The sequence below is a fragment of the Paenibacillus sp. FSL H7-0716 genome, assembly GCF_038002705.1.
Lineage (GTDB): Bacteria > Bacillota > Bacilli > Paenibacillales > Paenibacillaceae > Paenibacillus_AQ > Paenibacillus_AQ odorifer.
The window spans coordinates 193,770-214,302 of the sequence record NZ_JBBODA010000010.1 but is presented as its reverse complement, the minus strand read 5'-3'; the positions used below and the strand labels follow the sequence as shown (position 1 = coordinate 214,302).

General features: G+C 43.1%; 21 protein-coding genes. 12 read left to right on the top strand and 9 right to left on the bottom strand.

Features of this window, described 5'->3' with window-relative positions:
* Positions 1-31: 31 nt before the first annotated feature.
* A complete protein-coding gene (locus MHH60_RS15800) occupies positions 32-577 on the bottom strand; it encodes a GNAT family N-acetyltransferase (RefSeq protein ID WP_076138542.1) in 546 nt (181 codons plus the stop codon).
* Entirely contained in the window at positions 574-1,224 is a 651-nt protein-coding gene (locus MHH60_RS15795) for an NUDIX hydrolase (protein ID WP_076138541.1), read from the bottom strand. Before MHH60_RS15795 ends, MHH60_RS15800 begins: the two co-directional genes overlap by 4 nt.
* A gap of 141 nt (positions 1,225-1,365) precedes the next feature.
* On the opposite strand from MHH60_RS15795, the gene MHH60_RS15790 reads away from it, so the two are divergent.
* Positions 1,366-1,890 carry a hypothetical protein gene (locus tag MHH60_RS15790; protein ID WP_076138540.1) on the top strand — a complete coding sequence of 175 codons (525 nt, stop codon included), beginning with the start codon at positions 1,366-1,368 and terminating at the stop codon, positions 1,888-1,890.
* A 2-nt stretch (positions 1,891-1,892) separates the two neighbouring features.
* Positions 1,893-2,333: a hypothetical protein gene (locus MHH60_RS15785; RefSeq protein ID WP_076138539.1), complete on the top strand. Its 441-nt coding sequence runs from the start codon at positions 1,893-1,895 to the stop codon at positions 2,331-2,333.
* A 310-nt stretch (positions 2,334-2,643) separates the two neighbouring features.
* On the opposite strand, the gene kduD is transcribed toward MHH60_RS15785, so the two are convergent.
* Genes kduD through kduI form a run of 3 tightly spaced genes read right to left on the bottom strand, consistent with a single transcriptional unit; the run spans position 2,644 to position 5,068 of the window.
* The gene (gene kduD / locus MHH60_RS15780; RefSeq protein WP_036688326.1) at positions 2,644-3,399 is read right to left on the bottom strand and encodes a 2-dehydro-3-deoxy-D-gluconate 5-dehydrogenase KduD; all 756 of its coding nucleotides are present in this window, start codon (positions 3,397-3,399) and stop codon (positions 2,644-2,646) included.
* Positions 3,400-3,444: 45 nt separating this feature from the next.
* A complete protein-coding gene (locus MHH60_RS15775) occupies positions 3,445-4,200 on the bottom strand; it encodes a DeoR/GlpR family DNA-binding transcription regulator (RefSeq protein ID WP_036688324.1) in 756 nt (251 codons plus the stop codon).
* A gap of 34 nt (positions 4,201-4,234) precedes the next feature.
* Positions 4,235-5,068 (bottom strand): 5-dehydro-4-deoxy-D-glucuronate isomerase, encoded by an 834-nt coding sequence (kduI, locus tag MHH60_RS15770; RefSeq protein ID WP_036688322.1) that lies wholly within the window; start codon positions 5,066-5,068, stop codon positions 4,235-4,237.
* 229 nt (positions 5,069-5,297) lie between these two features.
* On the opposite strand from kduI, the gene MHH60_RS15765 reads away from it, so the two are divergent.
* Entirely contained in the window at positions 5,298-6,974 is a 1,677-nt protein-coding gene (locus MHH60_RS15765) for a hypothetical protein (RefSeq protein WP_076138538.1), read from the top strand.
* Positions 6,975-7,365: 391 nt separating this feature from the next.
* A complete protein-coding gene (gene aspA, locus MHH60_RS15760) occupies positions 7,366-8,790 on the top strand; it encodes an aspartate ammonia-lyase (RefSeq protein WP_370511154.1) in 1,425 nt (474 codons plus the stop codon).
* Between the two features lie 146 nt (positions 8,791-8,936).
* On the opposite strand, the gene MHH60_RS15755 is transcribed toward aspA, so the two are convergent.
* Entirely contained in the window at positions 8,937-9,479 is a 543-nt protein-coding gene (locus MHH60_RS15755; RefSeq protein ID WP_076138537.1) for a MerR family transcriptional regulator, read from the bottom strand.
* Between the two features lie 213 nt (positions 9,480-9,692).
* On the opposite strand from MHH60_RS15755, the gene MHH60_RS15750 reads away from it, so the two are divergent.
* The 5 genes from MHH60_RS15750 to ybaK all read left to right on the top strand — a co-directional run bounded on the left by MHH60_RS15750 (position 9,693) and on the right by ybaK (position 12,562).
* Entirely contained in the window at positions 9,693-10,313 is a 621-nt protein-coding gene (locus MHH60_RS15750) for a bifunctional transcriptional activator/DNA repair enzyme AdaA (RefSeq protein ID WP_076138536.1), read from the top strand.
* A complete protein-coding gene (locus MHH60_RS15745; RefSeq protein ID WP_076138535.1) occupies positions 10,303-10,836 on the top strand; it encodes a methylated-DNA--[protein]-cysteine S-methyltransferase in 534 nt (177 codons plus the stop codon). Before MHH60_RS15750 ends, MHH60_RS15745 begins: the two co-directional genes overlap by 11 nt.
* A complete protein-coding gene (locus MHH60_RS15740; RefSeq protein ID WP_076138534.1) occupies positions 10,833-11,651 on the top strand; it encodes an SPL family radical SAM protein in 819 nt (272 codons plus the stop codon). The genes MHH60_RS15745 and MHH60_RS15740 overlap by 4 nt, the downstream gene beginning before the upstream one ends.
* Positions 11,652-11,736: 85 nt before the next feature.
* Complete coding sequence (locus MHH60_RS15735) at positions 11,737-11,988, top strand: YolD-like family protein (RefSeq protein WP_036688306.1); 252 nt, start codon at positions 11,737-11,739, stop codon at positions 11,986-11,988.
* A gap of 100 nt (positions 11,989-12,088) precedes the next feature.
* Positions 12,089-12,562, top strand: coding sequence for a Cys-tRNA(Pro) deacylase (gene ybaK / locus MHH60_RS15730; RefSeq protein WP_076138533.1), 474 nt, complete (start codon positions 12,089-12,091; stop codon positions 12,560-12,562).
* On the opposite strand, the gene MHH60_RS15725 is transcribed toward ybaK, so the two are convergent.
* The 3 genes from MHH60_RS15725 to MHH60_RS15715 form a co-directional block, all read right to left on the bottom strand.
* A complete protein-coding gene (locus MHH60_RS15725) occupies positions 12,551-13,303 on the bottom strand; it encodes a YdcF family protein (RefSeq protein WP_076138532.1) in 753 nt (250 codons plus the stop codon). The two genes, ybaK and MHH60_RS15725, sit on opposite strands and share 12 nt — an antisense overlap.
* 61 nt (positions 13,304-13,364) lie before the next feature.
* Positions 13,365-14,600 (bottom strand): MFS transporter, encoded by a 1,236-nt coding sequence (locus MHH60_RS15720; protein WP_076138531.1) that lies wholly within the window; start codon positions 14,598-14,600, stop codon positions 13,365-13,367.
* Between the two features lie 155 nt (positions 14,601-14,755).
* Complete coding sequence (locus MHH60_RS15715) at positions 14,756-15,238, bottom strand: MarR family transcriptional regulator (protein WP_076138530.1); 483 nt, start codon at positions 15,236-15,238, stop codon at positions 14,756-14,758.
* A 324-nt stretch (positions 15,239-15,562) separates the two neighbouring features.
* On the opposite strand from MHH60_RS15715, the gene MHH60_RS15710 reads away from it, so the two are divergent.
* The 3 genes from MHH60_RS15710 to MHH60_RS15700 all read left to right on the top strand — a co-directional run bounded on the left by MHH60_RS15710 (position 15,563) and on the right by MHH60_RS15700 (position 20,531).
* Positions 15,563-17,164, top strand: a complete 1,602-nt coding sequence (locus MHH60_RS15710; protein ID WP_076138529.1) for a response regulator — start codon at positions 15,563-15,565, stop codon at positions 17,162-17,164.
* Positions 17,165-17,196: 32 nt separating this feature from the next.
* On the top strand, positions 17,197-18,978 hold the full coding sequence (locus tag MHH60_RS15705) for a cache domain-containing sensor histidine kinase (RefSeq protein WP_076138528.1): 1,782 nt from the start codon (positions 17,197-17,199) through the stop codon (positions 18,976-18,978).
* 203 nt (positions 18,979-19,181) lie between these two features.
* A complete protein-coding gene (locus MHH60_RS15700) occupies positions 19,182-20,531 on the top strand; it encodes an ABC transporter substrate-binding protein (RefSeq protein ID WP_076138527.1) in 1,350 nt (449 codons plus the stop codon).
* The last annotated feature ends 2 nt before the right edge of the window (positions 20,532-20,533 follow it).

The following is a 20,533-nucleotide window of genomic DNA, read 5'->3' as shown; positions in this document are numbered from 1 at the left end:
GTTTCAGGTTCTGCCTTTTTTTTGAATAAAATCAGTTCTTAACTCTTCCCATCATAATGGTGTTATACAATTTACCGTCCGATAGAAGTTTATCTTTCTTTAAAATCCCTTCGATTTCAAAGCCAAGCTTTTGATATAGCTTAATAGCGTTGGTGTTCGTTTCCAGCACATTTAGGGTGATCTTTTGAATACCGTTAGTGTCAGCCCAGGCAATCGATTCGGCGAGAAGATTTTTTCCAATACCATATCCCCAATAATCCTGCAGCACACATACTCCAAATTCTACTTTATGAGCAAATCTTTTTAAGGAATAACCTTCGCATCTGGAGAACGCAACGATTTGTTTATCAACTACTGCGACTAGAAAAAGGTTATTATTTTTCTCTGAATCGGCTTGAATAAGCTGTTCAAACCCTTTTTCATCAATAAAGGCTTCGCCTGGTTCCCGATCTAAATTCTCAGTTTCTCCATCGATCCGCACTCTTAATTCAGATAATAATTTAGCATCATGAGAGGCTGCAGATCTAATCGTGTATTGGATTCCATTCACTGTAAATGTTTGAGGATTAATGATCATATGTCCTCTGTGACGATGGGTGATGTTAGAATTATCGCTTCGATGCCCTCAATGATCCGAGTGAAATAAGCTGCTTCATGAGGCACAAAATGAGTCCGATCCACACTTTGTTGAATGTTGATTTTTTGCCCGTTTGAATCCACTTTGAAACCATCGATTTGTAGACTATGTATTTCTCCCTGCCAAAAGCTTCGGAAGTCGGCAAACTTTGTGATAACTATTCCTGCAACCTCTTCTTCTTGCAGCTTAAAATCATCCAGAGGATAAGGATTGTTATAAACAAAAACATGCGCTCGTTCTTTATCGATAAGATTTTCTTTGATCATACAGTAAGGAATTGTACCTAAGGAAATCAGCTCATCAAAAGCTAGCTCCAAACCGAGTTCTTCTTGAACCTCGCGAACCCCGTCCTCTACCGTTTCGTGTGTCAGCAAATGTCCAGCGGCCGTGATGTCCAGCAATCCTGCATAATCTTGTTTCTGCTCACTACGAAGCTGTAAATAAATATAGGGGATTTCTTGGGTTGTGCTTATAAACCAGCAGTGGAAGGTCTCGTGCCAATGCCCTAACCGATGTACTTCTGCCCGTGGAGCTGTGCCGATTTGGTGACCCGCCTCATCAAATATAGTAAGTATCTCATTATGCATAGAAAAGCTCCTTTGTGAAAATATCTACTGCTTAAAGCCTATCATAAAAACGATCGAATTGCTTAATGTGCCTAGTGATTTTTATTGACATCGTTAAGAAATATATGTATATTTTTGGATGTTAATCAAAGGAGGAGTTAAATGAATTTAGTAGCCATGAAGCAGGAAGACTTGGACACTTTAAGTGATGAAAGGTTAGGATGGGCCTGTATGGAGCCTACCTTTCAGCTGATTCGCGGAAAATCGCCTTCGACCAAATCAGAAGTGATCTCGAAGCTCACAGAGGGGCAACAAGCATTATGTATGTACAGAGTGCTATATGGTCACAGCTGTAATTCCGAAGGGGAGTATTATGCTTGGATTTCCTACATGCAAGACCTGCCAGGGTATTGGACAGGGGTGATAGGAGGCATACGATTTTTTGACGATTCACCCATGATTCTTTTGCTTCAGGAAACAAAGACATTTCTCGAGGAAAGAAATCATCGCCTGGGTAAAGAGTGGGCAGATGCGGCCATCACGGATTTGGATCGAGACCCTCAGCTGTTAGAAGTAATTAGTGAGTTATTCGAACGTTATAAGAACCTGACACCAAATACGCATAGAATTATCGGCAATTATATTCGCACTCATCCAGAGGAGTTTGTAGAAATAGGGTGTTCATAATTATGAATATGAAGAAAAGTTATGTATTTCTCGTACTCATTTTTTTATTAATCGAAATCCCAGTAATCATTAATCTCTACCATAGTTATAATTCATTTGAGAATTTAGTGCTGGATCAAATCGACGAAACAGAAATCACCTCTATCGAGATTGAGAAATCTTTAGTAGATGAAAAGGTAGTTATTGAAGATCCGAAGGAAATTGAAAAGATCATTTATGCTTTTTCAGATGTAAAATTGAGAAGAAGTAGTGCTTTGGACAAATCTACGGAGACTTACTGGATAAGTATTATTGTGAATAACAGCTTGAGGTTTGGCATGAATCTTACGGATACTAACTTCCTGTATGTGACGGATCTTGATAAGAAGGACAAATACAGTTCAGGAAACTTTAGAATGACTAGTGATTTTGATGTGAATTCCATTGCAAGCTTATTTAAATGATGCACAACGATCCACAACCACGGATACTGAGATTTTCGGACCCAGATGCCCCTATTTGCGAATTTATCGTCTTTTGAGCAGATTTTCGGACTCCAGCGTCGCTATTGCTCATGTAAGAGCTTATAATTGGTGTTTTTTGCGCCAATAGCGGCTATGAGGTCCGATAGCTATCCAAATAGCGGATAAAACGGTGTATAAGGTCAGCTGAGTCCTTTAGGTGTTGCGTATGTAGATCGGTCAGCTGAGTCCGATAGTGTTTCATATCCACATAAAAATGGGAGCCCCTATGGGACCCCCTTTTTTGTATGGATTATCTAGCCATCCATCCGCCATCCACATTAAGAACGTGACCGTTCAGGTAGTCAGATGCTGCGGAAGCCAAGAATACGGCAGGACCTTTAACATCATCAGGCGTTCCCCAACGTGCTGCAGGGATACGGTCTAAGATAGAGTCCGAACGACTTTGGTCGGCACGGATTGGAGCGGTATTTTCAGTAGCCATATAGCCTGGTGCGATGGCATTGATGTTCAGACCGGAGCCTGCCCATTCATTGGCAAAAGCTTTAGTAAGACCAGCAACCCCGTGTTTACTCGCAGTGTAACCAGGGACATTGATTCCGCCTTGATAGGAGAGCATGGAGGCGATGTTAATGATTTTGCCGGATCCTCTTTCCAGGAAGTGGCGGCCTGCGATTTGCGACAGAAGGAACACTGTGTTCAGGTTCAAATTGATTACATCAAACCAGTCTTTTTCACTATGATCTTTAGCCGGTGCACGGCGGATCATTCCTGCGCAGTTTACGAGAATGTCAACATGTCCGGTCAGCTCTAGCGCTTGGTCAAAAGTGCTTTGCAGCTTGCTATGATCACTTAAGTCAGATTCGATACTAACTGCTTTTACTCCAAAAGCTTTTGCTGCATTTACAGTTTCTTCACTCGAATTAAGGGAGACTGATGCAACATCTGCACCGGCTTCTGCAAATGCAAGCGCGATTCCTTGTCCAAGACCTTGAGCTGCGCCTGTTACAATAGCTGTTTTACCTGCCAAGCTGAATAATGATGACATATAAATTACGCCCCTTTATTGTAAATGGATTGTTATTCCGGGTTTTTACCCGCATTCAATTGTAACGCCTGCACTGCGGAACTGTTCTGCCGTTTCGGGGGAGAGCCCGTTGTCCGTCAGGATCACGTCAACTTCTTGTAGGGAAGCGAAGGTACGCAGTGCAGTATGGCCGAATTTATGATGATCTACAACCGCGAATACCTTACGGGCTGTAGATACAAGGGCTTGCTTGAACTCAATTAAATCTCCGGTATAAATGGAGAGCCCATGCTCTATATGAATAGCAGTCGATGAAAGGAACGCTTTTTGAATATTAAGCTTTTGTACATAGGAGACGGCTTCAGGACCAGCCAACATATTACGGACACGATAACCACCGGGAACGACCAGACGGATGTTATCTTTGGGAACCAGTTCGCTGATGATGTATACATCATTGGTGACTACCGTTAGTGGCATATTGTCCAGACGCCGAGCAATTTCAAGCGTAGTGCTACCGCCGTCAAGAGCGATAATATCGTCCGGTTCAATATGAGCAAGCGCACGCAAGGCAATCTCCGTCTTCTCGTCAGAGTATTTATCCAGCGGGTCCTTGGAGGGCAAAATACCAAACTGGTCGCTTTGTGCCAGCACAGCTCCGCCATGTACACGTACGATCAGTCCTTGTTCCTCCAGCCTGCTTAAATCCTCGCGTATTGTTTTTCCAGTAACCTGAAGCTTATCGCTCAGTTCATTCACCGTTACATCTTTTTGGTTCAGCATAACTTCCATAATCATCTCGTGTCGTCGTATCGGGTTCATCCGCCTGCCTCATCTTTCCGTAATTGATTTATCTCTATTGTAATTCTTTCATGGATACGGGGTCCATATCATCATATCTTTTATTATCGCCAGCCATACTCCAGATAAAAGTATAGTTATGAGTGCCGACACCACTGTGGATGGACCAGCTTGGAGAAATAACCGCTTGTTCGTTATGCATTACGATATGGCGGGTTTCGTCAGGTTCTCCCATCAGGTGGAACACAACGGAATCGTCCGGAAGATCAAAATAGAAATAAGCTTCCATCCGGCGTGGATGGGTATGTGCTGGCATTGTGTTCCACATGCTGCCTGGTTTCAGTTGGGTCATACCCATAACCAGTTGGGCACTTTGCACCCCATTTGTGTGAATGAAGCGGTGGATTGTCCGTTCGTTAGAGTTCTCCAGACCACCCATTGCACCGGATTCAGAATCGGCCAGTGTGGTTTTGGTAGTAGGGTAGGACTGATGGGCAGGAGCAGAATTCAAATAGAATTTAGCAGGCTTGGAAGCGTCTGCACTTTTGAAGACTACATCTTTAGAGCCTTGACCTACATAAAGACATTCTTTGAAATCTACTTCATATTCTGTGCCATCTACAACCACGGAGCCTTTACCACCCACATTAATGATGCCCAGTTCACGGCGTTCCAAGAAATAAGTAACCCCAAGTTCTTTAAGGTCAGTAGTAAGCGCAACCTCTTCTTTTACAGGATTAGCTCCACCAACGATCATACGATCTTCATGGGTAAGGACAAGCTTTAGCTCATCAGGAGCAAAAATAACGGGAATGTGGAATTCCTTACGGAGGCGCTCAGTGTCAAATTGTTTTACTTCATTAGGATGGGATGCGAAACGTCTTTCCATTGAATGTTCAATCTCCTTTGTGTACATATTATCGTTCGTATAGGTACACTTTAGTATATTTAAGTTCATTTTACAAGTACTAATCTTTTTTATTTCGTTTATTTATGTTTATTTATTGGTTTTTCCAATTGCAAAATGAACGGAAAGTGTGCACAATAGAGCTATTATGCTCGATTTTCATGAATGCCTGAAGAGGATATAAAACTGAAATGATGGAGGTTGAAAAGTAATGCCGGGGTTGAAAAATATCCAGAGTACTTATAAGGAACGTCAGCAAGAAATTATTTTTAAAATAGCACTGGAAGCGGAGCAACGCCCTTTATTGGAAAGTGGACTCTGGTTCCATGATGATGTGCGAAATAACTTTTATTATGCTTCGTATCTTTTTGCAGCGGCTGTTGATGATTCTTTTGAGTTGCCTTTTGATCGTGAGCAAGCAAAACAGAAAGCACAGGATGTGTTGCTGGAGATCTTAATGCTTCAGAACCGACAGCCCGGCACGGAGTTATACGGTCATTGGCCGCTCGGTTTGAATCCGGTTCCACGAGATGCGTCACCACATGAGTTACCAGTGGAGCTTATGGGCAACCTGCTGGCGTATTTTTGCAAAAGATACGGAGGAGCATTAAATGCTCAACTTCGCATAGTTCTGAATACAGCGTTTGGACATATTTATCGCAGTGATTTCTACCGTAAGCCGGTGGTTACTTTTGGGCATCATGAAGCTAAATATACAGCTGCTAAGCTGATTTTTGGCACCATGTTTGCGGATGAAATATTGCTTGAGGATGGCCGGCAGAGTCTGAAGGATACGCTGGCATATATTCGAACTAAAGGGATGCCTGAATACGGCAGTCTTCCGTGGTTTTGGCATTGGGTGCAGGCATTCACCTGTGCCTTGGAACTTGTCCCGCCTGAGGATACGGAGCTTACTACGAGCCTTAAAGAAATGCTTGACCATTTATGGAATGTACGAGCTGAATTCTATCTGCGTGGCGCTTGGGTTGGAGCGCATTCTAGAGGTTGGCCGCATGATGTTCCCGGCGATGCTAATGTGCTTCATGATTATGTTCAGTTTGGAGATTTCCAGCTGCCTGAGATGATGCCACGCACGGAGTATGCCGGTTTATTATTCTATCAAGCATCCGATGAAATATTAGCCGCAGCCATGAATCGCCAGACACCAATGGAAGTAAGGAAGATTACTCAGAAGGTTGTCCCAACGGATCCACAGCCGCAGCCTTTGCTTCATTCCTATGCTTATATTACAGCGGAGTTTGCAGCAGGCGGGATGTGGGAGCGGGTTGAGGAATTCGATAATGAGCAGCTTCGCTGGGCTTTTTCGTTACCTGTGAGTGGAAAGGGAGGCGCAAATCAGCTATATTTCTTCCACCCGGGACAAGGCTACAATGAGGGAGATCCCCGCCATCAAAGCCGTTATATGGAGGTTCTCTATCACAAGAATGTCATTATTTCTTTATTCCCAATCCCCCAGGGTGAAAAGAATACGATCATTGGTGTACTTCCCCAAGGGGAATGGAAACAAGAGCCTAACACATTGTACGGGCAGGTTGGTGAGACGTATTTTGTTATTTATTTATCTCACCCCTATCAGCTGCAGGAACGGTCCGGATTCATAGAGGTATCCGTCGCAGGGATGCCGGGCGGTGTAATCGTTGAAGCATTGGGCATTAAGAAAGCTGCCGAATGTGGTATTATTGGTTTAGAGGCTTTTGCCGCAGCTATGGCTCATAAAGAAAGGAATTTTGAAGTGGGAGAGGTATTAGTAGCGAATTATACCAACATGGATGGTGAAAGCTTAGTTTTGAGTATTAGCAGGGAGTCAGAATTACCGCAAGCTCAGCTTAATGGAATCCAGATCTCATTAGATCATTATTCAGTATAAAAAATACACAATTGCTGTGATAAATAGTAATCGGAGTCGGCCTTTTTTGGCCGGCTTCTTTAATAAGGAGGTACATGAAAGGATGTGATGTCCCTTTGTACAGCCCGCAATAGATACCTAAGTATCCGTAAACGTGATTTTGTCCAAAATACTTATAATTGGGGTGAGTGACGATTTATCTGGATAAACTAGGCCTAACGATTTGGTAATTCAATCCTCCCAAAGCAAAGAATAGCGGTGTTAGGTTACTAAATAGTAATTAATTACATTATACCCTATTTTTCTGAGAGACATTTGTCACAATAAAGGTTAATATCTAAGTGAGATAGAAATGATTGCGCTTACTTATTTTCTAATAAACCTAATCATAATGAATGCGAGGGATATAACAGTGATTGAAACTGAATTTCGTGTAGAAAATGACTTTCTAGGCAGTAAACAGGTAGAGAAGAACGCTTATTATGGGATTCAGACACTACGCGCAGTCGAGAACTTTCCTATTACGGGCTATCGGGTTCACAAAGAGTTAATCAAAGCGATGGGGATTGTAAAAAAAGCCGCTGCGCTTGCAAATATGGAAGTTGGCCGTCTCTATCGAGGGCTTGGAGAAGTTGTAGTGAAAGCAGCAGAAGAAATCATCGAGGGTCAGTGGCATGAGCAATTTATTGTAGACCCTATTCAGGGTGGTGCGGGTACCTCGTTAAACATGAATGCGAATGAGGTTATTGCTAACCGTGCCTTAGAACTGCTTGGCCATGAAAAGGGGGACTATCGTCACTTAAGTCCCAATTCACATGTAAATATGGCGCAGTCTACAAATGATGCGTTTCCGACGGCAATTCATATTGCCACACTTTCACTGCTGGAGCAGCTGCTTGTAACGATGCACAGAATGCATGATGTGTTTGCGGTAAAGGCGGATGAATTCGATCCTGTGATAAAAATGGGCCGGACACATCTTCAAGATGCAGTGCCGATTCGTCTGGGTCAAGAATTCGAGGCTTATCGCAGAGTGCTGGAAAGAGATATCAAACGTATTGAGCATACACGCCATCATTTGTATGAAGTCAATATGGGGGCAACAGCAGTGGGTACAGGATTAAATGCTGATCCTCGTTATATTGAATTGGTGGTAGAGCACTTAGCTGAGATCAGTGAATTGCCGCTCGTAACGGCAGATCATCTAGTCGATGCCACCCAAAATACGGACGCCTATACAGAAGTGTCTGCTGCCCTAAAAGTGTGCATGATGAACATGTCCAAGATCGCTAATGATCTGCGGTTGATGGCCTCCGGTCCGCGGACTGGGTTTAATGAGATTTCATTGCCTGCTCGCCAACCTGGATCTTCAATTATGCCGGGCAAAGTTAATCCGGTTATGGCAGAGGTCATTAATCAGGTGGCTTTTCAAGTCATAGGGAACGATCATACGATCTGTCTGGCTTCCCAAGCGGGTCAACTGGAGCTGAATGTTATGGAGCCTGTGCTTGTGTTCAATCTCATTCAGTCCATCAGCATCATGAACAATTCCTTCCAAGTCTTCACAGACTTCTGTCTGGCTGGGATTGAAGCCAATAAGGAAAAGCTTGAGCGGGACGTGGAGCGGAGTGTCGGAATCATTACGGCTGTGAACCCGCATCTGGGATATGAAGTGGTATCGCGGATTGCTAGAGAGGCGATTTTGACTGGGGAATCTGTTCGGGAATTGTGCATTAAATATAATGTGCTAACCGAAGAAGAGCTTAATCTGATCCTGGACCCTTACGAAATGACACACCCGGGAATTGCAGGAGCAGCTTTATTGCATAAAGAGTAGAATGTTTCGGAGGATCGAGTTTTTTATTAGGAAAAAGCAACCCCCGCCACCGTTTAGGGTGACAGGGGGAGATCTTAAATATGTTTATACTTATATGAATCTACTTCGGGATTGTCTGAAGTAGGTTCTTTTTTTACATTTCACGCTTAAAAGAAAAATAAAGAACGTAACAGGCCGCGTTTTCTTGGCGGAGCCGTTAGTCTGGTAGTGGCAGTGGACTGGGAATTTTCATAAGAGGTGAGCGGTTTGCCGTTAGACACTTGCAACGGCTCTATGGATGCCGCTATTTGCTTGATCATTAATCGTAGATCCTCAAGCTCCTCACGCTGCTGTAGCAGTTGTATCAATACTACTTCATCGGCTTTTTGATCGAGTGCACGTTCAACATTGTTGATGCGAGACAAGATATCCTTCATAGGCTCAGCATCTGTGTGCTGTAGTGGATTTTTCTGTTGTGATGTGGAAATTTGCTGCTCATTCGTGAGTGTAAGTTGTATACATTCCAAGGCTTCTCCGTGATTAATACGGTCTTTAATATGATTGAGCAGGTCGATTTGCTGCTCTGAGAACACATAATGGCCAAATCGGTCTTTTGGAAAAAAATCAGGGAACATGGCAGCCCAACGTTTAATTGTGGTTAGACTAACTGACAGCAGCTCTGCGGCATCTTTTGTTTTTAAAATATCCATTTCGATTCCTCCAGTTCACGTAGTCATGTTAGGAGTAATATTCGTTGTCCAGCAGCGGCTCCCTGCACGGTTGACAAAGGTAGTGCGTATTCGCTAAACAAAGTGTAATTACGAGCAATCTCACTCTTTTGGATTTCACTATCTTGCTTTTCCATTCCAAATTGAGTACAGATGAGCCTGCTCAGGGGTATAATTGCATTAGAGGTGAAGGCGATGAACAGGATTGAAGATGAGGAACAAATGACTGAGGAGCAATGGCAGGCTATTTTGCAAAACGATGTTGCTTATAACGACATATTTTTTTATGCGGTGAAGACTACAGGGATTTTTTGTCGACCCTCCTGCAAATCCAAAGCACCCAATCGGGAGAATGCGTGTGTTTTTCAGAATGCTGAACAAGCGCTGGCTGCCGGATTTCGTCCTTGCAAAAGATGTAAACCGACAGGTGAGCGTCTTCCTGATAAGGAATGGGTAGCTGTGATGACGGAATACATTGATCATAATTATATGGCCCCCCTCTCCCTTGAAACGTTAGCTGAGGTATGTCATGGCAGTCCTTATCATTTACATCGAACCTTTAAAAAAGTAACAGGAATCACTCCTGTGGATTATATACAGCAAAAGAGAATCGCTAAGGCATCTGAGTATTTGCTTACTACAGTGCAGACAGTTGCTGAGATTGCATTTCGCGTGGGTTTGCCCAATACAGCATATTTTATTACTTTATATAAGAAAAAAACGGGGTATACGCCCACACAGTTTCGTCAGCTTAACAAACAGAAAGTAACGTTGGCTTCTGATTTTATTTTGGAGGGACCGAATCATGGAGAATAAAACAAATGCTATTCTATACTGGACATTATTAACCGATAAGGACTGGAGTTTTTATATTGCAGCCACAGAGAAGGGGTTAAGTTATGTGGGTTCGCAGCAGCAACCCTTTGAGGAATTAAGCGAATGGGTTAGACGTCGTTTTCCGGGGAGTGAACTGGTACAGAACGATGAAAAGATGGCGCCTTATGTAAAGGAGCTTGGTGAATATTTGCAAGGGAACCGGCAGAGCTTCGGCATTCCTTTTGATTATCAGGGTACTCCTTTTCAGCTTGCGGTGTGGAAGGCGTTATGTGAAATTCCATATGGGCAAACCTGGTCCTATTCGGATATTGCTACACATATTCAAAAACCAGCTGCGGTGCGTGCGGTAGGGACTGCCATTGGTGCGAATCCGATTCTGATTACGGTGCCCTGCCACCGGGTTATTGGTAAGAATGGGACATTAACAGGATACCGGGGTGGTTTGGATATGAAGACCAAACTACTTCAGTTGGAGAGAGGAGAGTATACAGCAGATATATGAAAATAGAGTCCAATTACACCTCCCCAAAAACCTTGCTGAATAAAGGAACAGGTTATCTGTCAGGCTACAGTCATTCCTTAAATCCATATACGGGCTGCACTTATGGCTGTTCCTATTGTTATGTACGCCAAATGCCTGTCTCGCTGTTCCGCAAAGAGGAGTGGGGGACGTGGGTAGATGTTAAACAAGAAGCGGCTGCAATTTTACAAAAAGAACTGCACAAAGCGAAGGCGAAAGGTCCCGTCTCTATTTTTATGTCGTCAAGCACAGATCCCTATCAACCGGTAGAGCACAAGGAAGAGGTGACGAGATCTTTACTGGAGGTTATGGTTCAAGATCCGCCCGATTTCCTATTCGTGCAGACGCGTAGTCCGCTGGTTCGCAGAGATATAGATTTATTATTACGTTTAGAGGATAAGGTTCGTGTAAGTATAACTGTAGAAACAGACCGTGAAGATATTCGCCAAAAAATCACACCAAGCGCCCCACCCATTGCTGCAAGACTGAAGACGTTACAGCTTCTACGTGAAGCTGGCATCCCTGTTCAAGCTACTATAGCGCCAGTACTGCCAAGCAGTCCAACTTTTCCAGCGACCTTAAGGGCTTTGGTGGATAGAGTCTGTGTGGATGACTATTTTATGGGCGACGGCAGCGGCGGTAAACGCACACGGAGATTAGGGATTTATTCCCTATATGAAGAGCTGCAACTGGAAGATTGGTATGATCCTGCAGCCTATCGCAGAGTTTATGAAGGACTTCAGCAAGTTTTTTCCGAAGAGGAGCTATTCTTGAGCCAGAATGGGTTCGAGCCTTAATCTGAAACATGGTATAATAAATGAGAGCATTCATACTTAGTATTTAATATACTTAATATCCGTAATAGCTTATTGGAGGATTAGTGTGGCAAAAGCAAAGGTGGCCAAGCGGCCCACAAGAGATGAATTTGTGCTTGAGGAGTTAGGTAATCAGTTAGTTGAAGCTAAGCAAGAAGGTTCTGAGATTTTATTGACCGTATGGGGAAAAGAAGAAGAGGTACGCGGCATGATCGTGGAAATGGATTCGCGAACCGGGAAAGTACACCTCAGTAACCATGAAGAAATCATAAAAGTTCCTTTTATGGATATCATGCAGGTTAATTATCCCAGAGATTAATGGGCACGGCAGCAACAGGAGGTCCTGAAAGCTATCATAGCTTTGGGGCCTCTTTGATCATAAAGGTAAGGAATAGAGGATATAGAAAGGTAGGTCAACAATGCAAGTAACTAAAACCAACGCGATGCGAATGCTGGATGCCAAAAAAATTGGGTATGAAGTGTTCGCCTATGACAATGAAGATGGACTAATCCACGGCACGGCTGTGGCTGAGAAGATTGGAAAGGCGGCAGAGACAGTTTTTAAAACGTTGGTCGCTCATAGCGGCGCAAATCTTTATGTTTTTGTTATCCCAGTTGCCGAAGAGCTGGATCTCAAAAAGGCGGCCAAAGCCGCCGGAGAGAAAAAAATTGAGATGCTGCCAGTGAAGGATCTGCAGAAATGGACTGGGTATATCCGCGGGGGTTGTTCACCTGTTGGAATGAAAAAGCTGTACCCCACGTTCATTGACAGCAGCGCAGAAGGGCTGGAAACGATGGCTGTCAGCGCTGGGAAGATTGGCCAGCAAATGGATGTAGCCCCACAGTTACTCGCTGAGGTTGTGCATGCGAAGTTTACAGAACTAATCAAATAGACGAGCAGCAAGCTGGCCTAAATATTCCTTTAATGCTAACCCTGTTGTGGAGATCGCTCCTGGGGAGGGACTGAACTTGGCGGGCTGTAGTGAAAAATCAGCGCTGGCGATATAATCCGTAGGATAGGCTTGCACTGTTAGCCCCGCATTCTTAAAGTGCAACATCGCTCGGGACATATGAAAACCTGAAGTAACTAGTATAGGTTTTTTAAGTCCGGTTTGTTGCAGGATGGCTGCGGTATTTACAGCGTTTTGCTCCGTGTTGAGGGATTGATTCTCGATCAGGATATCCTCCTCGGGTATGCCGAGGCCCAGTAGTTGTCTTTGCGCGATATCCGCTTCATTACCACTGTCGGAGAATACTTGTCCGCCAGAAAATAAGATTGGCAGACCTGTCTGCCGATGGAGGCGAACAGCAGTAAGCAGGCGATTTGCTGCTGATCCGTATAAATTGCCTTCGCCATCTATATCCGGTGTGCCAGAGCTGGCGCCCCCGCCGAGTACGACGATGACATCTCCTTGCAAAGTTTCCGGCTGCGGATATTTCCGTTCTAGACTGCCGATCAGCGCATCGCTGACTAAGGGTGTCATGGAGAAATACATTAATAGTGTAACCCCGAGTAGAACAAGTGCTGGCCGGCGGTTTTTTTTCCACAACCAAATGACTAAACCTAGCAGAAGCACGATAAACAGGCCGGGAGGAAGCACAAAGCTGTATACAAATTTGATGATGTAAATCAACAGTATCAACCGCCTTCTAAAAATATAAGTTCAGGTTGTATTGTAACATGAGATTGCAAGATTACATATTTACATGCGTATCCTTATACAAAACGGATATTGCCGCAGCTATCAGGATCATCCCCATAAAAGCGGGTGCAGCATGGCCAAGTGATACATATATTTGACCGCCAATGACAGGCCCAATCATTCTTGCTAAAGCCTGAATAGATTGGCTACCTCCTTGAATCCTCCCTTGTTCACTAGAATCGACAGACTTGGAAAGCATCCCATTGAATGAAGGCCCAAAGATCGAATCCCCAAAACCAAATATAAACATTCCAGCGATAAAAAGCGGATAGTATGAGAACAAAGCAGATAGTGCAATAAGACTGTAGCCTATAATCTCCGAAACCATTCCAAGAATTGCGATCTGTTTATCACTAAATTTCAGCAAAAGCTTAGGCATGATGAAACCCTGTGAAATGATGTCTTGGAAGCCCATAATTGAAAACATCAGTCCGATTAGTGCAGGCTTCCAGCTGAAAGTATCCATTGTGAATTGTGAAAAAACAGCCTGTAAAGATCCGTTGGGTATCCAGAGTAAGAATGCTGAGACCAGTAGTCTTTTTAAGTTTTTTATGGACAATATGCTTGCAAGCTGTGTAAATGGATTCAGTCTTACCAAGGTAATCTCTTTCAGTCTATTGTTCTTGTCAAGGCTCTCAGGCATAAAAAAGAATCCGTAAACAACATTTAATAAGGTAATTATGGCTCCGAAATACATAGGTACAGAATAACCAAACTTGGCAAGTAAACCGCCTAGCGTTGGACCAATGACGGTGCCTACACCTACAACCGCACTCACCCAGCCAAAGTATTTGGTTCTCTGTTCTGGAGGAATGATGTCAGCAAAATAAGCGAAGATAGTACCTATGCTTCCGCCGGTTATACCTTCTATTAAACGTCCAACAAAGAGAACCCATAACGCTCCTCCTATCCCAAAAACTAAGTATCCAATTGCGGAACCCAAAAGGCATACCAAAAGTAATGGACGACGCCCATATTTGTCACTCAAAGCTCCAAGTGCAGGGGCTGCAAAAAATACGCAGACTGCATAAACAGAGGTTAGCAGCGTGACAACTATAGCCTGTTCTCCCGGATTGCTTATATAAGGCTGCACTAAAAATGGGACAACGGGCATGATGATACTGAAGCCTATTCCGCACAGAAACACAGAGATCAAACCGAAGATTAGAGCGTGTTTATCTACGGTTTGTTCTGTGTTCTGTTCATTATGTGATCTGAATTTGAACATTAAATTCTCTCCTCAAAGCTGGTATTTTGATTCCTTGGAAACAAATTTGATACATCACCATTTTTATCACGATTTTGTTTCCGTGTCAACAAAATAATGAACATAAAAATGCAGCCTTTCTCATAAGAGCCCGGCTGCATGGAGTTTCATTTTCATTATTCGAATTTATTCGGATTAAAATCTATACCCTGTTTCTTTATTTCTGCATCCAAATGCCTACTATACTTTTCTACGAAGCTAAGCATACTGTCAAATTGCTCCTCAGTTACCTGCTCAAATACGGCTTTATCCCGCTCTTGGAACTCTTTGTGCAGGTCCTCATGGATGTTATAAATTACTTTCCCTTGCTCAGTAAGCCTAAAATAGATTTCTTTTTTGTTATCCGATTTTTGGTAGCTTTCGATGAGGCCCTTTTGGATGAGCTTCTTAGTTAATTTACTTATGGCACCGCGAGTCATATAAAAGGACTCTGCAAGTTTTGTGACGTTGGAATCTGCATTTTTTTCAATGTATTCGATGCAATGTACTTCAGAAGGTTTATAACCCTTAAGACTGTCTTCCATCTTATCCTTATTAAGCCAAACCATCTTGTTATATACGTCCCTGAAACCCATCATGACCTGATCTTCTTTGTTCATGGCCTGTCCTCCCAGCGCTCTTACCTTAACAAATTATATTGATTTTTTGTTTCTATTTCAACAATATTAAAGTAGAGGATAGTTTGTTTTATTGAACTTTAGATAAAAATAACAGGTGAGCAGTAACGGCGGAAGTCCAAACATTCCCGGCAGTTACGCCCGCCACCTTTTTAAGCTTAGATAAAATAATCTTAAGAAACTGCGGTTTCTTCTTAAGAAAGTTCATCCGCTTGAAGCTGCACCAAAGATTGTTTGTCTGTTATCATAAGATTAAGATGATTGGACAGCTGTGGGATGATTTCTCGAAGGTAGGAGGACTGCATAATGAAGAGTATCCGGGTACTGCTCGCCGATGATGAACCGGTGATTTTGCGAGGTCTAAAAAAACTGATTTCATGGGAGAAGCTTGGACTCACCATTGTTGGAGAGGCCAGTGATGGAATAGAGCTGAAACAACAGATCGAGGATTGTGATCCTGATCTGATTATTAGTGATATAAGCATGCCAGGATATACAGGGATTGATATCATCCGTGAAATTCATGAAGCTGGCAGAGCGGTGAAGGTTATTTTTATAAGCGCTTATCAAGAGTTTACGTATGCCCGTCAAGCACTGCAATATGGTGCGCTGGATTATTTGGTGAAGCCCGTGAACAAAAACCAGCTGGAACAGGTTGTGAGCAAAGCCGTTTCCCTTATTCGTCAAGAAACAGAAGGCGAGCGCAACAAAGAGAAGCTGAACCATTATGAACAGAGAAACCGCAGATTAACGATCGAAGAATTGCTCGATAAGCTGACGGACGGCAATAAGGGAACAGCAGACACCTTGCTTGATATGGGGATTATTGCGCTAAGTCGCTACGTCAGTATTTGTTTGGTAGAGACGGACGAATCGTCGGGGCAGCCTTCCAGATGGGAAGAACGCGAACGTAAGCTGATTGATTTTGCACTGTCTAACATTATTAAAGAAACCGTGGAGCAAAGCGATAATAGTTATATGTTCCGTAAAGGGGAACGTTTTTGTATCCTGCTCCAGCATGAGCATGCTGAGGAACCAGCGGGAATTGCCTTAGATCTCCATGACAAAATCACAAGTTTTCTGAAATTAAAGGTGACCCTTGGAGTAGGCAATCCTGTTGACAGTATGGATGATGCTGATGAATCTTATCGCCAAGCTTTGAAAGCGCTAAATTATAAATATTTTACAGGGCCTAATCGTGTTATTCCTGTTAAAGAGAGCAGGTATGAGAGTGAATCATTGATTCAAACTCCGCTGCATGAAATCCAGTCCGCCCTTGGGATTGCCATGAAATCACAACACAAAGAACAAATTGAGCAGGAGTGCCTGCGATTATTTCAGACGATCCGGCAGATGGCAGGCGGGAATAGAAACCAAGCCGTTTCTACCGTATACAATACCTTTTTGCAGCTTGAACAGGAGCTTATTCAATTCGGTGTGGAAGCAGGTCCATCACTTCAGGATACAAATCCGATTCTTGAACGATTGGCCAATTATTCTACCTTCCAAGAGGTGGAGGAAGATTTCCGTGTGCTTTTGAGCAAAATGTCCGGGCAAATTGGCAGTCGCATGGGCAATAAGGAGCTGAAGCAGCTTTCCCAGGTGAAGGCATATATTGAGGAGCATTATCCAGAAAATATTACACTGGAATCTATGGCAGGGATGATGTTTATGAATTCCTATTATTTCAGCAGCTTTTTCAAAAAACATACCGGACAGAACTTTAAGAATTATGTCACTGAGGTGAGGATGAATCATGCCCTTCGTTTATTGCTGCAAAGCGATATGATGGTTTATGAGATTGCCGATAGTGTAGGCTACAACAATGCCCGGCATTTTAGCGATATGTTTAAGAAGAAATATGGCAAGCTGCCACAAGAATATAAGCAATCCTTCAAAAGCCAATAGTCAGATGGATAGCAAAGGGGATGCCTTCATTCATGTTTATCTGGGGCCGAAGATCCAAAAGTATATTTGTTAAATTCTCCGCTTCCTTTTTATTAGTCGGCTTAATTCCGCTTTTTGCACTTAGTTACATTTCTGTACAGACTTTTTCTGGATATGTCGAGCGTTACACTACAAGTAATTTGCAGCAAATGGTTCTATATATGAGCTATAACCTGAATTCTGCCTTCAATCAGTACAATGAGGTCTCTAAGCTGATGTATACAGGGCGATATGAAGGTTTTATCGAGAGTTATTCGCAGAATCAAACCTATAATGTAAATGAGCTGGAGCAGATCAATACGATTCCTATTGAAACCTTTCTAAAAACAGTTCTCTACAGTGATTCCTACATCACCAGTGTTTATTTTCATAGGGCGTCAGACGATAAGCTCTACTATCAGGAAAAAGAAAACAGAGGGGTCAATTTTGATTTGCTGCCTTATCAAGAGTGGTTAACTAAAATGGCTCCAAACCCTTCACAAGTGGCAATTTTCCCTACCCATTCCGAAGAATATTACACAGGTTCAAAGCGCAGTGTGTTCACTATCGGCCGTACTTTAATTGATATTTCTGGGCGTGTCACCAAAGATCCCAAGATTGTCGGGACTTTGTTTATGGACGTGGATGTTTCGTTATTTAATCAGTTCTTCAGAGAATTAAATCTGGGGGGACAGGATGAATTATTTCTGCTGGATGGGGACGGAAATGTATATTTCACGAATGAGACAAGGTCAACGAATGGAGAGGCTTTTCGGGCTAAAAAGGACGAGGAGATGATCGTTCTCAGTGAAGAGATTCCTTTTCTTAAAGGCACGGTGACTGCCAGAATTCATCGGGCGAATTTATTCGATCAGCTTTTTTCAGCCCGTACGACGGTGTTTATAGCGATGTTTATTTGTGCGATTGCAATGATCATCATGGGCGTCTGGTTCTCTAGGCGGCTGGCTGCTCCGATTCGGAACTTAATTAAGCAAATGGCTATCGTAGAATCCGGTAATTTGGATACCCAGATGGTCGTGAACAGCAATGATGAAATGGGTAGACTTAGTCATGGTTTTAACCGAATGGTCGAGCGTTTACAAGCCTATATCGATGAAGCTTACGTTGCCCAGATCAAGCAGAAGCAAACGGAGTTAAATGCTCTGAAAAGTCAGATTCGTCCGCATTATTTATACAACACCCTGGAAGTCATTCGAATGAATGCGGTGGATAAAGATAATGATGAGGTCGCAGATATGATTTTATCGCTCTCTAACCAGTTGAAATATGTAATCGACTATGGAGAGGATAGGGTAAGCATACGACAGGAGCTGGAGCATCTACGGGATTATTTCTATATTATCTCTGTGCGGTATGAGAATAAATTTGAGCTTGTTGTCGATCTCTCACCCGAAGTGGATCTGAACTGGTACATTCTGAAATTGTCACTTCAGCCGATAGTTGAAAATGCTATCCAGCATGGCTTGCGCAGTCAAGGCAGAGGGACAGTTGGATTGACGATAGAAAAGAAAGATGAAATGCTGTTGGTTACGATCTATGATGATGGAATCGGTATGAGCAAGGAAAAGGTGCAGCAGTTGACTGAAAACTTGGAAGAGCCTAGTTCGCCTAGCAAAAATGTTGGACTAAAAAATGTACATGAACGAATTCGTACTGTGTACGGTGCAGAATACGGGGTATCTATCAGCAGCCGGGAGCATATTGGGACATCGATTCTATTGTTGCTTCCGATAGTAGAGGACCCGTATAAAATCTCAGATTCAGAGAATACGTAAAGGATGGACGATGAACGGAAGACTGCGGTCTTTCGTTCTTTTTTTACTTACTTCTTAAATTCACCGCATATCCCGCTTAAAAAAGTTCATTCTAACTATTTATAAGGAATGCTATTCTATTAGCAACGGAAACGCTTTCGAGAGATGATGCGCACATCTTGCTTCAGTTTCCACGGTTCACTAAAAGGGGAGGCTATTATGCTATGTACAAAAAAACAATGATGAAACTATCCGTATTGTTACTCGCCACAACAACAGTTTTGACTGCTTGCGGTGGAAATAATAATAATGCAGGAAGTAAGGCAACTAATACGCCAGCATCCGAGACGCCTTCAAATACACCGCAAGAGACCAAAAAAGAGGTTAGCTTTACGATAGGTTACGCCTCCGGAGATCCGGCCACCAAAAAAGCTATCTCAGATACGGTCAAAAAATTTACTGAAGCTAATCCGAATGTCACTATTAAAGATTTAAGCGAAACTTCATCCGCTGCCTATCTTGACTGGCTGAAAACAAAGGATGCTGTGGGTGAATTCCCGGACCTGGTGGAAATGCGGGATACAGAAGTTTTTGCCGATGCGGGTAAGATTGTAGAGCTGCCTTCCGATCTGCTAGATTTGTTCGAAGCCCCTCCACAAGTGGATGGTAAGGTGTGGAATGCACCGCTGCAAGTGAACGCTCCCCAAGGAATTATCTACAGCAAAAAAGCATATGCGGATGCAGGGATCACCGAGCTTCCAAAAACCTATGACGAATTCATCGCCATCCAAGAAAAATTGAAAACATCGGGCATTACTCCGATTGTAGTAGGCGGAAAAGATATTTTCCATATGGGCTTCTGGGTTAATAAATTCCTGATTGATGAGGTCTACTCGAAAGATGCAGATTGGAACTCCAAACGTACCGCTAAAACGGTCAGCTTCACGGATGCTAATGTAGTTCAAGGCATAACGGACTTCAAAGAATTGTTCAAGAATTATGTTGATAAAGGTTGGCTCAGCACGGGCGACAATCAGACCGCTTCGATTCTTGTTTCTGGCAAAGCAGCACAATTGTACTCCGGTACGTGGATGTTTACACAAATCGCTGAAGCGGACCCGAACTTTGAATTTGGCTTCTACGCTCTTCCTGACCGTAAAGGGAAAATCAATGTCATTGGTCTTCCGTCACCAGCAGGCTGGTCTTTATCGGCTGAAGCCGCTAAGGATGCAGACAAAACAGAAGCCATTAAAGACTTTATCCGTTTCTTCTTCGCCCCAGAACAGTATTCGAACTATTTAGCAACCATAAATGCGATTCCTTCAACAAAAGAGAAAGTAACCTATGACACAAGTGAACAAATGCAAGTGGCTTTGGATCTTATTGCTGACCCGAATGTAGTGAAATCGTTGGCGATCAATAACTGGTGGGGAGACAATCTGATCCCTCCACAGTTCCGTAACTGGTACTACAAGCTGTTGCAGGATCTCGTGGTAAAAGATGGAGATGTAGCGAAGTACATGAAAGATGCGGATACAGAGTATGACAACCAAGTGAAAGCTAATCAGATGTAAGA

Bases quoted from the DNA above. Each gene is read 5' to 3' on its own strand.
- MHH60_RS15800 (WP_076138542.1), bottom strand. From the start codon at position 577: ATGATCATTAATCCTCAAACATTTACAGTGAATGGAATCCAATACACG.
- MHH60_RS15795 (WP_076138541.1), bottom strand. From the start codon at position 1,224: ATGCATAATGAGATACTTACTATATTTGATGAGGCGGGTCACCAAATC.
- MHH60_RS15790 (WP_076138540.1), top strand. From the start codon at position 1,366: ATGAATTTAGTAGCCATGAAGCAGGAAGACTTGGACACTTTAAGTGAT.
- MHH60_RS15785 (WP_076138539.1), top strand. From the start codon at position 1,893: ATGAATATGAAGAAAAGTTATGTATTTCTCGTACTCATTTTTTTATTA.
- kduD (WP_036688326.1), bottom strand. From the start codon at position 3,399: ATGTCATCATTATTCAGCTTGGCAGGTAAAACAGCTATTGTAACAGGC.
- MHH60_RS15775 (WP_036688324.1), bottom strand. From the start codon at position 4,200: ATGAACCCGATACGACGACACGAGATGATTATGGAAGTTATGCTGAAC.
- kduI (WP_036688322.1), bottom strand. From the start codon at position 5,068: ATGGAAAGACGTTTCGCATCCCATCCTAATGAAGTAAAACAATTTGAC.
- MHH60_RS15765 (WP_076138538.1), top strand. From the start codon at position 5,298: ATGCCGGGGTTGAAAAATATCCAGAGTACTTATAAGGAACGTCAGCAA.
- MHH60_RS15755 (WP_076138537.1), bottom strand. From the start codon at position 9,479: ATGGATATTTTAAAAACAAAAGATGCCGCAGAGCTGCTGTCAGTTAGT.
- MHH60_RS15750 (WP_076138536.1), top strand. From the start codon at position 9,693: ATGAACAGGATTGAAGATGAGGAACAAATGACTGAGGAGCAATGGCAG.
- MHH60_RS15745 (WP_076138535.1), top strand. From the start codon at position 10,303: ATGGAGAATAAAACAAATGCTATTCTATACTGGACATTATTAACCGAT.
- MHH60_RS15740 (WP_076138534.1), top strand. From the start codon at position 10,833: ATGAAAATAGAGTCCAATTACACCTCCCCAAAAACCTTGCTGAATAAA.
- ybaK (WP_076138533.1), top strand. From the start codon at position 12,089: ATGCAAGTAACTAAAACCAACGCGATGCGAATGCTGGATGCCAAAAAA.
- MHH60_RS15720 (WP_076138531.1), bottom strand. From the start codon at position 14,600: ATGTTCAAATTCAGATCACATAATGAACAGAACACAGAACAAACCGTA.
- MHH60_RS15715 (WP_076138530.1), bottom strand. From the start codon at position 15,238: ATGAACAAAGAAGATCAGGTCATGATGGGTTTCAGGGACGTATATAAC.
- MHH60_RS15710 (WP_076138529.1), top strand. From the start codon at position 15,563: ATGAAGAGTATCCGGGTACTGCTCGCCGATGATGAACCGGTGATTTTG.
- MHH60_RS15705 (WP_076138528.1), top strand. From the start codon at position 17,197: ATGTTTATCTGGGGCCGAAGATCCAAAAGTATATTTGTTAAATTCTCC.
- MHH60_RS15700 (WP_076138527.1), top strand. From the start codon at position 19,182: ATGTACAAAAAAACAATGATGAAACTATCCGTATTGTTACTCGCCACA.